Here is an 11,435-nt window from a genome sequence, read left to right as displayed (position 1 = left end):
CGACAGGCTGCGACTGCCGATCACCGACGCCGCCGACGACCGGCTCGCGGCGATCTGGGAGAAGGGTGAGCAGATCGCCAACGATGAGGGCTTCTGCTCCGAGTACGACCGGCTCGTGGAAGCGATCGGCGGCACCCCGCGCGAGCGCGACTTCCGGGTGACCCTCTCCGTCACACTGACCAGCGCGTTACCGTCTCGGTCACCGCCCGCACGTCGGACGAAGCGGAAGACCTCGCGATCGAGGCGTATCACCGTCGAAGACGTGATCGAGTCGCTCCGATCCGACAACTACGTCGCCGACTCGATCGACGCGGAAGTCACCGACTGGGAGCGCGAGTAACCCAACCCGGCGGGGCGGGCACACCGCCGCCCCGCCCCTCGCGGCGCTCGCCGCTGCCAATGTCGGAGGCCCCCCGTAGCCTATGAATGTCACATTCACTAGCAATCCGGGAGGATGCCATGACCACCAACCGCAACCGTACACGCCGTCTGGTTTCAGTCCGTCGACCCCGAGGAGGCCTGCATCGGCGGATGCCAGTGGGCACCCCGACAACGCGCAGATCGACCGGTTCATCGAGTCGGAGCGCGCCTGGCGCAACGAGGTTGACTTCGAGTACCTGCGCAAGACCCTCACCCTGCCCGATACGATCCTGCCCGGCCTGGCCGTCGACCAGCTGACCGAGGCGCAGCGCGCCGACGTCACCGACTGGGGTCGACTCGCTCACGGGTGAGGTCGCATGGGATCGCCGCGTCGTGCTGCTGGGCAGCACTCACCCCGGCGGCGAGCGGCGCCGGATCGACGCTGAGCTGGCAGCCGCACGAGGCTGACACCGCCGCGCTGGGCCCCGTCGACGAACGCGGGGCTCAGCCCAGCCCGTCCAGTTTGTCCAGACGGGTCGCGATGTCCTCTGCCCAAATGTTCTTCGACGGCCAGGATCGCACCAACGCCTCGGTCGCCTCCGGGAGGGTGTAGTCCCGACCTCCGGGATATTCGCCACGTCCGCCATCGGCGTGAGCGCTCAGAATGTTGCCGTCACGGTCAAGCCACACGACAGGCCAATAGTCGACTTGAGTGTCGTCTTCCGAGTCGACGTCGAAGTGGACTGAGTAGTCTCCCTCCCTTCCGACGCAAATGGCACTCGGCGTGACGGCATAGCTCATCTGTCTTGGGGTATTCCAGGGGAACGCCTTGGGGAATGTCTCGAGCAGCGCAGAGTACATCTCGTGGGTGGGCAGCGGGCGGGCGATAATGGCCCTCACCTGATCCATGAGCGCCCGCGCGTCATCGACCGTAGGCCCCTCCACGGACACCGCTAACCCGCGCTTCATGCCCGACGCGATCTCGGTCTCGAAGTATGGGCCGGGATAGCTGCGCCCCTCGAAGGGTCGCTCGTCATAGAAGCGCTCAAACGCGCCAAGTTCCACGTCCTCAAACCTGTCTGCCCTCATGGCCGAGAGCGTACACAGGCCCGCGGTAGCAACCTAGATCCCCGGCGAAACCCCTCTCATCAACCGCCTGCCCTCATCGCTTCCGGTTCGCGAACGGCCAGCGACCGAACACGTCAGCGAACGCGGCGCGGTAGCGAACCTCCACGTCCTCCGCGGACTCCTCCGGCGTCGTCACCCACGCAACGAGCAGCTCGTCTTGATCGGCAGCTGCCAGATCGAACGCCCGCCCTGGTGGCTGGCACCCTTCCGCGCGAACTGCCCCAGCCGCTGCGCAGCCCGCCCACTTTCGCCTCTGCCTTGCCGATGTACAGCACCGGCGTCCCCGACACCCACCGAGCCGCGAGGTCATCCAAAGGGTAGGCGGATCCCGCCCGCGCTCGCGTCAGCTCGAGCAGCTCCGGCGACGTCGCCGCCGGACGCAGCACCACGTAGATCCCCGCCTCAGTCGGCACCCTCGCGGCCGCAAGATCCGCGAATCGAACGAACCCCACGAACCCGACCGCCTCGAGCGAGGCCCGATCCCACACGGCCGGCATCCGCAGCCCACCCGCCTCGCCGTCGCGATGGGTCGTCTTCATCGACGCATCGTCTCACGGCACCACAGGCGATGTCCCGGCTCCGGGCAACAGACCCCTCGGCTATGGTCTGAGCTACAGACGCCTGATGAGGAGACTCGTTCATGCCAACGTAGACAGCAGCGGCCGCGACAGTTTCGGGCGGCGTGTAGAGACAGGGCTGGCAGCTGAACTCTTCAAGCAGCTCAAGCCGCTGCTTCTCGAAAGTGACATCGACCTCGACAGCGGCAAGGCCTACACAATCGACGAGATCAACGATGGCCTACAGGTGGCGATCCAACGTCACAACTTCATCATGGCGGTGCCTACAGGTGAGGCTCGAAAAGAGGCGTTCCGCGCGATACGGCTCGCTGCAGAGTACTTGTGGGAGGCCGACTACGAAGACTTCTCCGACTTCCTCACCGGGATGACCCCCGACGAAGAACCAACCCCCGCGCAGATCATCGGGACGACGCTCAGCCTCCTGGATTCCTGGTTCGAGGACGAGGTTCTCACCGGGGCAATCGCGCGCCCATCCTTCACCGAACGCTGGGACGAGGAGTCAAGCAAGATCATGTACGAGATCTTCGAGCGAGCCAGAGAGCACAGAGCTTTCGACTCCTACTCGGAGTTCATCGGCCGTTGGGGCGGACTCGTCGTGATGACGTTTGCAATCGGCGTGGTCTTCGAGGGCCTCTACGCATGGAGTGAAGACGACGACTACTTCGTCGATGTCGCTGACGAACTTCTTGACCCCGAGGCCTGGTAGCCCCTTCGCTCTCCCCCGAGCTCGGCCCCGCGCTCGCGCTCGCCATCCCGCCGCCGTCGTTGTTGCTGTCACGTCGGCGATGTCGGAGGCCTCCCTTAGCCTGTGAATGTCACATTCACTAGCAACCGAGGAGGACACCATGGGTGCCACATCCACTCACAAGACGGCCGGCGTCAGCGTCAGCGACTACTTCGCGGACTACTTCACCAACGCCACGATCATCGCCAGCGGCACCCGCCGCGACCCCGACTACATCGGCGGGAGCTACGACTGGCCCTACGAGTTCTACGCCGCGGTGCGCTACAACGACGGCCCACCCCCACGCCGGGGAGGTCTTCGCGTTCGTCGTGCTCTACTCCGTCGCCCCGTCCAGCTACTACAACTTCACGTACAAGGACATGGACGAGACGGTCGGCCCCGGCGCAGTCCACGCACCCCGCCGGGTGCTCGAGGCCCTCACCCCGACCGACCACGAGTACGCCAACCAGTGGCGCGCCGCCTGCTGGGCGAACCTCGAGCTCGAGGAAGCCAAGCCCCGCGTCCGCCGCGGCGACCACATCCGCTTCGCAGAGCCGTTCACCTTCGGAGGAGGGCTGCAGACCACCACGGAGACCGTCTTCGAGGTCGAAGGGCGCGACGTGCTCCGCGTGATCGACCACCACGGCGTGCGCGTGCGCATCCCCCGCTGGCGGGCACGCAGCTACGCGCTCGCCGCAGCCAGCTGAGCGAGTGCGGGGCGCCCCACACAGGGACGCCCCGCAGTCCTCACCGCGCAGCTGCTCACGCGCCGGGGCGCCGGCGCCAGTGACCGGCGATCTCCCGTCCTGCGCGCGTGTGCTCCGGCACCCACACCATCCCCGCCCATCCGGGAGCGCGACAGGCTTGACCAGCCCATCTAGGGACTCCTCGAGCATCAGCGCCGCCGTATGGCGATCGCCACCCGCCGCGAGGGTACTCCTGGCCTCCCGCGGCGTCGAAGACCCGCTGACGCAGCTCCGCGGGCGCGTCGAGGCTGTCTCCCCGCAGTCGCCGTGCAACGGCATCCATCCGAACCTCTTCACGGATCTCCGATATCCTGCCCGCGCCCGTGCGCAGCTGCCGCCGGAACCGCGACAGCTGCGCATCCCGTCGACGCGCCAATGGCGACCTCGCCCGCCACGCCTCGAGCGCCGCCTGATCCAGCGGTGTGTACTCCGCCATGACCCGCTTCCGCGCGCTCACCGCCCGGTCCCGCTCGAAGAACTCCCGCGACTCCGCCTCATGCGCTCGCCGCTCTGCTGCCGGGGACCGACGCACGCGCTTTGCCGGCAACCCCAACGACTTGAGGCGGCGAGCCAGCCGCTTCGACTCACGGTTGGACTGCAGCGCCCGCTCATACACATCCGGGTTCTCAGCCCGATACTGCCGCTGCCACTCGGTCAGGTGTTCCCGGTTGCGCTGCTGCCAGTCCCGCGACGACGCCTTCACCTTCTCCGGGCTCTGATCTCGACGCTGTCTCGCCCTGGCCAGCACCGCGTCACGGTTGCGCTCGTAGTAGCGCCGCGAGTACTCCGCCGTCTTCTCTGGGTGCTCCGCGTGCCACCGCCTGATCGTCTCGCGCTTGCGCTCACGGTTAGCCTCGGTCCACCGCCGCACCCGCTCGCGGTCCTTCTCGCGCCGCTCCTTCTGCGCTCGCATCTTCCGCGACCGCTCCCGCATGTACTCCCGGTTCTTCCGGTTCACTTCGTCACGGTTCTCCGCGTGATACTTCGCCCGGTACGCGCGGATCTCCTCGCGATGCTCCTCGCGATACCGCTTCGCGTAGTCCCGCTTCGGATCGGCCGCAGCGCTCGCCGCAGCCGACTGCTCCTGCTCGGCGCGCTTCGCCTGCTGGCGTGCCTGACCCGCTCGCAGCCATGCCGCGTGAGGGTCGGTTGGTCCGCCAACCGGTCGCGCCGACGAGTCGTCGACGCCGGCGGACATTACGACTCCGCTGGCGCCAGCTCGAGCAACGTCTGGAACAGGGCGTACCGGTGAGCTGTCGGGTTGGTGATCGCCAGGCCGACCGCCTCTCGCAGCGGGGCGCGTTGCTCATCGGTCAGGTCGGTCACCGGCTCGAGGCACCAATCAACGTCGGTGTCGACGGTGTAGTCCGGCTCGTCGATGTGAATCTCTGGGTAGTACGAGATCGCCGCCAGCCCCACGCGCTGCAGGACGTCGTCTACCTCTTCGCGACTCGGCATCGCTCCTCCTCTCGTCGCGGGCTTGTGCCCGTCTGAGGGGTATAGGCCGCATCCCGGCTGCTTCGCGGACACAGAGTGCATCGCTCGCTCGCCGGCGCAATGTCGGACCCCCACCGTAGCCTATGAATGTCACATTCACCACCTACTACGGAGGACACCATGAAGCTCACCCTCAACTTCGGGCACCGCCAGGAAGAGATCGACCTGGGTGAACCCGACGCCCGCGACGGGCTGTTCGACAACGGCGAGATCGGCGCCTACGCCGGGAACATCTACCTGTACGTCGACGGCCGCGAGTACGGGTCGCTGTTCATCCACCACGACGACCAGGGGCCGATCATCGAGCTCGGCCAGTTCGACGAGACCGCCGACGAGTGGGTGACCCGCGCCGCGCTACGCGCCCTGCCGGCACACGTCGCGCAGCCGCTCGAGAACGCCGGCGCTATGAACGGCCACGAAGGCGGCTCCAAGACCGTTGGCCGGTGGTACGTCGAGGTCAGCCCCCTCGGTGTGATCGCCGGCCCCCTCGAATCCGGGGCCACCTACACCACGACCACCCTCCGGTTCCCCATCGGATGGCGCGTCGGAAAGGTGTGGAGCAACGGCGTCGCGTCCGGCCCTCCCGAAATCTTCGGCATCCCCCGTCGAGTCGTCAGCGCCGCAGCCGGCATCGCCAGACAGATGCAATAGACCGAGCTGAGGGCGGCGGCAACTCCGCCGCCCTCAGTGACGCACTCGCGATGTCCCCCAGCGATGTCCGACCCCCTCCCTAAGCTGTGAATGTCACATTCACTAGCCGACGATCCGGGAGGACACCATGGCAACCATCAACCAGCACCCGTCCGGCGTCGCGGACTGGGCCACCATCTGCGCCTGGATCCACGAGAACCGCCCCGACCTTTGGGAAGGGCTCGGCCCCGCCGACGAGGACCGCGCACCCGCGAGCTGATCCAGCAGATGCAGGCCAGATCGCCACTTGACCTCCGGGCAGGAAACACCTACCCTAGTAAATGTCACATTCACTACTAACTGAGTAGAGGGAGAACCCACAGACCCACAACCAGGGGAACCGCGCAACGCCGTTCCCCTCCCAGGGACAGGCGCCACACCGCAGCCTGACGAGCGCTCGCCGCGCTCGCCGCCATGTCCCTCCCGGCGACCCGCCGTCCTCCCAACCAGGTCGCCGCCGCGGGGGCGGCTCCGTGACACAGCCGCCCCCGCCCCTTCCCCTTCATGTCCGCGAAGAGAACGATCCGCGGCCTATACCCACAGACGAACCGGAGGATCCCATGGACAGCATCGACACCACCGCACCGGCCGATTGGCACGACTTCTACGTCGACCCCTTCCCCGGCCGCAAGGGCTCCGAGCGGATCACCGACACCTGCGGCAAGTGCATCGGCACCGGCCTGTACACCGCGCCGACACATTTCACCGATGGCCAGGGGCGCCCGATCTGCTTCGACTGCCGCGGCACCGGCACCCGCAGCCGCCTCGTCAGCAGCGCCCGCGCCACCGCACGAGCCCACGCGAAGGCACACGCCGAGCACGTCGACACAACACGGGCGATCACCGCCCGCCGCGCCGCCTTCGAGGCCGAGCACCCCGGCCTCCGCGACCAGCTCACCGAGGCACACCTGAGCATGCGAGACGGAAACCCGCTGCGCGAGAAGATCGGCTACATCCTCGACTCCCTCGAGGACTACACCGGCACCCTCGACGACGACGAGGTCCGCACCGCCCACGAGCTGCTCGAGCAGTACGAGCTCGAGCTGGCCGCGCGCCGCCCGGTCCCCACCGGCGCACCCTCATCCAGGGCGAGATCCTCGCGACCAAGACCACCGACACTCAGTGGGGAATCACCGTCAAGATCCTCGTCCAGGGCGAGGGCTGGCGCGTATGGGGCACCAAGCCCTCCGAGATCTCCACCGCCGCCCGCGGCGACGTCGTCGCGTTCACCGCCACCGTCTCCGCTTCCGACGACGACGACAGCTTCGGCTTCTACTCCCGGCCCACCAAGGCACACATCATCGCCGCCGGCATCCGCCGCACCGCATGAACGAGCGCCTCATGAACAGCCGCACCAGCCTGACCATCTACCCCGCCCACGACGAGAAGTCTCTGCTCCCACCGACGCCGATCCTCGTCGACGAGCACTACTTCGTGCGCGCCGGGCTCGAGCAGCTCCCCGCACGACTCATCGGATTCAGCCCCGCCGGCGCGCTCGCCATCACGGCATGGGTTCACGACGTGTTCCGCACCCCCGAGCTCGCACGCGACCTGTACCCGATCTTCATCATCGCCGGCCACGTCCAGGCGTATCCGATCCCCGCAGCCAGAGTCACCGTGCGCGAGCCATCCGGCGTCGTCCAGGTCGTCATCACAGACCCCCGCGGCAAGCGATACCGCCCGTACCTCGGAGAGGACCGCGACGTCGCCGACCGCATCGCCGCCGCCTGGGGTTCCCACCGCGGCTACTCCGCCACCGTCCAACCGATCACCCCGGCAACAAGCGCCTGACCACGCGAACGGAGATCACCATGCGCTGCCTTATGTGCGAAGAGCCGACCACCATGTACATCCCCTCCGACGACGTCGACGGGATCGGGCTGCACAGCTGCGGCGCGTGCGGCTTCGAGATCGAAGCTCCCCGCGACGAGCCCGTGCGGATGATTCCCGTCAACGAGCGTCGAGAGCGGCCCGTCGACGTGACGACGACGACGGTTGCGAAGACCCTGCAACCTCTCTAGTATCAGTGAATGTCACATTCACTACTTTCTTACTGATCCGAGGAGTGCTCCCCAATGAGCGAAGAGGCAGCGACCGTCACCGAGGAAGTCGTCTACGTCGGCCGCAAGGCCGCGAGTAATGGAAAGCTCGCGCACTGGTATCGGACGCTCGACGACGGTGAGCTCACCAGCAAGGAGCTCGGCTCGTACAAGCCGTACACGTCGGCTCCGGTGGGCGCGATCATCACGATCACCCGCCCCGCCGGCGAGCCGACCGTGCTCTACACGGGCGGACAGTACACGCCACGGATCACCGGCAGATACGCCGACACAGCCGCCACCGACGAGTGGCGCGTGGCCGATCAAGCGGAGGCGCAGCGGGATGCGAATGAGCGGCGCATCAAGCGGGATCTCGACGGTCTGCCCGAGGAGTTCACCACGGCGCTAGACACCGTTGGTGCGCACTTCTCACGGCTCAACGCCCCGCAGCGGGCAGCACTGTTGACCCTGGTCACCGCGAAGCTCCTCCGCTACTGAGGTCGACCGTCATGTCCACCCTCGATCTCCTCGACGACCGCTTCCCGCACGGTACCCCGGACGGGTACCGCCACGGATGCCGCACTGCCGCGTGCCCCGCGCTGATCCCCTGCCGCACCGTCCACACCCGCTACGTGGGCGACTACTCCTTCGCGAAGCTCATCGACGCCGGCACACCGCTCGCCGAGATCCTCGAGCGCGACGAGGCCGCGCGTGCCGAGTCGCGGCAACGGGACAAGATCGCCGCTCGAGAAGAGCGCCGTGCCGCCGTCGAAGCCACACGCCCCCGTCGACCCAAGCCGACCCCCAAACCGAAGCCGGCGCGCGCCAACACACCCAAACCCCCGCGCATGCCGAAGGAGGCGCCGGCGCCGGCGCCGACCGCACGGCCTCGCCCGTCGACGCCGCGGCCGCGCACCCATCCCGGCTACCAGTGGCTCGACAAGGCACGCAGCGACGCCGAGAAGCTCCCCGCAGAGCTCGCCAGCGCGTTCTCAGAGGCACTCGACGGCTACGAAGCGGACCTCGATCGTCACGTCGACGAGCTCGAGCAGTGGCGCAAAGACCACCGAGAGCTGCGCGGCCAGCTGCGCGCCGCGGCCGAGACCCTCAAGACGGCCACCATCGCCGCCGGCACCGGCCTCTCCGTCGGAGGGGTGATCGAGAGAGCGCTGCAGGAGGCAACCCTGCGGCACCAGTCCGCCGTCGACGCCCTCGCAGACCACGATCGCCCTTCCCCACCGGCCAGGCCACGCACACCGCGACTTCGGACCGCGCGTGCTGCCCGAACCTCGCAGCCGAGGCAGCTGCAGCCGCACGGCACCAACGCATGCCGAGCGCGCGGCTGCGACCGCCCCGAGTGCATCGAAGCCGGCCGCGAGTATCACCGGCAGTGGATGGCGAACCGGAAGGCGCAGAGCATCCCGCTCGAGCACCACGGGACCGCCTACGGCTACCAGCTCGGCTGCAAGGACCGCGACCACTGCCCCGCGGAGATCTCGTGCGCCGATGCGTCACTGGCTGAGGAACGGCGCCGACGCCGGGAGGCCGGCATCGCCCCGCAGGCCCCGCGCGTGCCCGCCGAGCCGATCCGACAGCACGTCCGCCAGCTCATGGCATCCGGCATGACCGTCCTCGAGATCGCCGACCAGGCACAGGTGTCCAAGACCGGCGTGAAGATCCTCCTCTACGGCCGCTCAGGCACCCGCAAAGGAGAGCTGCCCCGCGAGATCGAAGCAGAGAAAGCACGACGACTGCTCGCCCTGCAGCCGACTACCGCAGCCACGAAGTTCGCCCGCTCCGCCTGACACCAACATCAGGAAGGCCACCATGAACGACCGCACCACACCTACCACCACCATCACGATCCAAGTGCCCAGCACCGCACCCGAGGACGTGATCTCACGAGTCACCGCGCTCGGCGCGGAGCTCGGCGCCCAAGGCGGAATCGACCAGGTGCTCCTCGAGCTCGTGCGCACCTGTCACGTCTGCGGCTGCACCGACGAGCGAGCATGCTTCGGCGGCTGCTGGTGGGTCAACGACGACGGCACCCCCGACCTCTGCTCGAGCTGCGAGGACAGGCCCCACCAATGACACAGGAAAGCACCGCCCGAACCTGCCTTGCCACCGCCACAGGGCAACGCGGCTACTGCGGACGCAAGACGTCATCGGCAGCCACCACGATCGCCGACGTGACCTGCAAAGACTGCGGCGCAGCCGTGCGTGCAGACCAGCAAGCCGGCATCCTCACCCCCGAGCTGACCGCGGCGATCGCATGCTGACCGCCAGCTGGTCATCATGGACTCCCGGACGCCCAGGAGGCGCGCTGCGCGGCGTCATCGACGACGTCGCCGACAAAGACACCCACCAGTCCGGCGAACGAGTGTGGCGCTGCGCCCACCATCACACCACCGAGGCCGACGCCACGCGATGCGCCACCACCGAGCTCAAGCGCCGCCAGAACGCCCGGCCGCTGAACTGGTCCCAACGAGTCACCATGCGGATGATCGCCGATGGCCGATCACTCTCCGGCGGCGCCAGCTACCTCGACACGACAGGCCTGGGGATCCCCGGCTGGCACCATCCAGTCCCTCCGCAGGCGAGGACTGATCGAACGCTACTCGTGGGTCGAACCCGGCTGGGTGCTCACGAAAGTCGGCGTCGACGCCATCAACAGCGGCGCGTGCGACGAACCCGACAGCGGCCCCGACGACTGACCGCACCGACCTCCACAACCCGGATGTCCGCGAACACCCCCAACATCGGCCTATACCCAGCAAGAAGGGCCTGCAGCAACACCATGCACGGGGGTTCCCCACCGGGCATGCAGGCGTATAGTCAGTGAATGTCACATTCACTGTTCGATTGAGGAGAAACGCCATGACCATCACCCAGACCGCCGCCCCCACGGGCACCGCGGTCACCATCACAGGAACCATCCGCACCCCGCTCACCCTCGTCCGCCGCCTCCCCGACCGCCGAGCACGAGTAGGGTCCGCGTCGACACCGACGCCGGCCCCTACAACGTCCACGCCAACGGCGCCCTCGCCGAGCTGCTCCGACTGACAACGCACCGCGGGGACCGCGTCACCGTCCACGCCCCCGCCGCCACGTTCAGCCACCCTGACCAGACCATCCCCGACCTCGAAGCCGACAGCGTCGAACTCGACCTCCACTGACCCGCGACGAAGATGGACACCACCGACGCACTACCAGGGAGCACCATGACCCGCATCTTCCACGTCAACGGCAAGCCCGTCGACGTCACCGACGCCGCGGCCGTCCAGGCACTCACCCCGGACGAGTACGCCGACCTGCTCACGCAGACCCTCAACGACACCGACGCGAACGACACCGAGATCATCGGACTGCGCCAGGACCAGCCGCCCACCGGCACAGGGTTCATCATCATGAATCCGCCCACAGAGGAGGCCGAGCATGCCTAACCCCCGCCCCCACCACGACCGGCACCGACAGCTCCCTCCTTACCCCCATCCAGCGCCAACGCGCACTCACCCTCTCCGACGCACTCTGGCGCCTCCGCACCGGCCAGCACGACGCCGGCGACGACATCACCCTGACCATCCCCGCACCCGCCATCGAAGGCATCGAGAAGATCCTGTTCGCCCTCGCCGAAGGGGATCTGCGGTTCGCGTCCGTGCGGGCCGGTCAGCTG

The 11,435-nt window shown here is 67.8% G+C and carries 19 protein-coding genes; 15 read left to right on the top strand and 4 right to left on the bottom strand.

Translation table 11 applies throughout. The features are described 5' to 3' along the window. Together AB1285_RS27320 and AB1285_RS27315 are read left to right on the top strand one after the other, a co-directional pair. A partial coding sequence (locus AB1285_RS27320; protein ID WP_429978311.1) for a hypothetical protein occupies positions 1 to 340 on the top strand: 340 nt, incomplete at its 5' end. 82 nt (positions 341 to 422) lie between these two features. Beyond that, positions 423 to 731 (top strand): hypothetical protein, encoded by a 309-nt coding sequence (locus tag AB1285_RS27315; protein WP_429978310.1) that lies wholly within the window; start codon positions 423 to 425, stop codon positions 729 to 731. Between the two features lie 133 nt (positions 732 to 864). Here the strand turns inward: AB1285_RS27315 and AB1285_RS27310 are convergent, their stop codons facing one another. Then, positions 865 to 1,449, bottom strand: coding sequence for a hypothetical protein (locus AB1285_RS27310; protein ID WP_005050830.1), 585 nt, complete (start codon positions 1,447 to 1,449; stop codon positions 865 to 867). A gap of 663 nt (positions 1,450 to 2,112) precedes the next feature. Here AB1285_RS27310 and AB1285_RS27305 point away from each other — a divergent pair. Then, positions 2,113 to 2,772 (top strand): hypothetical protein, encoded by a 660-nt coding sequence (locus tag AB1285_RS27305; RefSeq protein WP_429978309.1) that lies wholly within the window; start codon positions 2,113 to 2,115, stop codon positions 2,770 to 2,772. Between the two features lie 347 nt (positions 2,773 to 3,119). Continuing rightward, a complete protein-coding gene (locus AB1285_RS27300) occupies positions 3,120 to 3,497 on the top strand; it encodes a DUF6927 domain-containing protein (protein ID WP_429978308.1) in 378 nt (125 codons plus the stop codon). 55 nt (positions 3,498 to 3,552) lie between these two features. On the opposite strand, the gene AB1285_RS27295 is transcribed toward AB1285_RS27300, so the two are convergent. Both AB1285_RS27295 and AB1285_RS27290 read right to left on the bottom strand, forming a co-directional pair. After that, positions 3,553 to 4,734: a hypothetical protein gene (locus AB1285_RS27295; protein ID WP_429978307.1), complete on the bottom strand. Its 1,182-nt coding sequence runs from the start codon at positions 4,732 to 4,734 to the stop codon at positions 3,553 to 3,555. Further along, the gene (locus AB1285_RS27290; protein ID WP_005050818.1) at positions 4,734 to 4,994 is read right to left on the bottom strand and encodes a hypothetical protein; all 261 of its coding nucleotides are present in this window, start codon (positions 4,992 to 4,994) and stop codon (positions 4,734 to 4,736) included. The genes AB1285_RS27295 and AB1285_RS27290 overlap by 1 nt, the downstream gene beginning before the upstream one ends. Positions 4,995 to 5,153: 159 nt before the next feature. Between AB1285_RS27290 and AB1285_RS27285 the strand changes: the two genes are divergently transcribed. The 11 genes from AB1285_RS27285 (at position 5,154) to AB1285_RS27235 (ending at position 11,205) form a co-directional block, all read left to right on the top strand. Next, positions 5,154 to 5,684: a hypothetical protein gene (locus AB1285_RS27285; RefSeq protein ID WP_429978306.1), complete on the top strand. Its 531-nt coding sequence runs from the start codon at positions 5,154 to 5,156 to the stop codon at positions 5,682 to 5,684. Between the two features lie 127 nt (positions 5,685 to 5,811). Then, positions 5,812 to 5,943 (top strand): hypothetical protein, encoded by a 132-nt coding sequence (locus AB1285_RS27280; RefSeq protein ID WP_005050812.1) that lies wholly within the window; start codon positions 5,812 to 5,814, stop codon positions 5,941 to 5,943. A 1,121-nt stretch (positions 5,944 to 7,064) separates the two neighbouring features. Beyond that, the gene (locus AB1285_RS27275; protein ID WP_193599315.1) at positions 7,065 to 7,514 is read left to right on the top strand and encodes a hypothetical protein; all 450 of its coding nucleotides are present in this window, start codon (positions 7,065 to 7,067) and stop codon (positions 7,512 to 7,514) included. Positions 7,515 to 7,567: 53 nt separating this feature from the next. After that, a complete protein-coding gene (locus AB1285_RS27270) occupies positions 7,568 to 7,744 on the top strand; it encodes a hypothetical protein (RefSeq protein WP_193599314.1) in 177 nt (58 codons plus the stop codon). Between the two features lie 54 nt (positions 7,745 to 7,798). Then, positions 7,799 to 8,260 carry a hypothetical protein gene (locus AB1285_RS27265; RefSeq protein ID WP_005051910.1) on the top strand — a complete coding sequence of 154 codons (462 nt, stop codon included), beginning with the start codon at positions 7,799 to 7,801 and terminating at the stop codon, positions 8,258 to 8,260. 11 nt (positions 8,261 to 8,271) lie between these two features. Further along, entirely contained in the window at positions 8,272 to 9,567 is a 1,296-nt protein-coding gene (locus AB1285_RS27260; protein WP_193599313.1) for a hypothetical protein, read from the top strand. A gap of 22 nt (positions 9,568 to 9,589) precedes the next feature. Continuing rightward, the gene (locus tag AB1285_RS27255; protein WP_005050711.1) at positions 9,590 to 9,853 is read left to right on the top strand and encodes a hypothetical protein; all 264 of its coding nucleotides are present in this window, start codon (positions 9,590 to 9,592) and stop codon (positions 9,851 to 9,853) included. Continuing rightward, positions 9,850 to 10,041, top strand: a complete 192-nt coding sequence (locus AB1285_RS27250) for a hypothetical protein (protein WP_005050712.1) — start codon at positions 9,850 to 9,852, stop codon at positions 10,039 to 10,041. The genes AB1285_RS27255 and AB1285_RS27250 overlap by 4 nt, the downstream gene beginning before the upstream one ends. Positions 10,042 to 10,272: 231 nt before the next feature. Then, positions 10,273 to 10,476, top strand: coding sequence for a hypothetical protein (locus tag AB1285_RS27245; RefSeq protein ID WP_429978305.1), 204 nt, complete (start codon positions 10,273 to 10,275; stop codon positions 10,474 to 10,476). A gap of 163 nt (positions 10,477 to 10,639) precedes the next feature. Next, complete coding sequence (locus AB1285_RS27240) at positions 10,640 to 10,825, top strand: hypothetical protein (protein ID WP_429978304.1); 186 nt, start codon at positions 10,640 to 10,642, stop codon at positions 10,823 to 10,825. A 158-nt stretch (positions 10,826 to 10,983) separates the two neighbouring features. Beyond that, positions 10,984 to 11,205, top strand: a complete 222-nt coding sequence (locus AB1285_RS27235; RefSeq protein ID WP_005050716.1) for a hypothetical protein — start codon at positions 10,984 to 10,986, stop codon at positions 11,203 to 11,205. Here AB1285_RS27235 and AB1285_RS27230 read toward each other — a convergent pair. Further along, a partial coding sequence (locus tag AB1285_RS27230) for a hypothetical protein (RefSeq protein ID WP_429978303.1) occupies positions 11,202 to 11,435 on the bottom strand: 234 nt, incomplete at its 5' end. The two genes, AB1285_RS27235 and AB1285_RS27230, sit on opposite strands and share 4 nt — an antisense overlap.

It is taken from the genome of Microbacterium sp. NRRL B-14842 (assembly GCF_050470785.1).
This window is presented reverse-complemented; position numbering and strand designations above follow the sequence as displayed.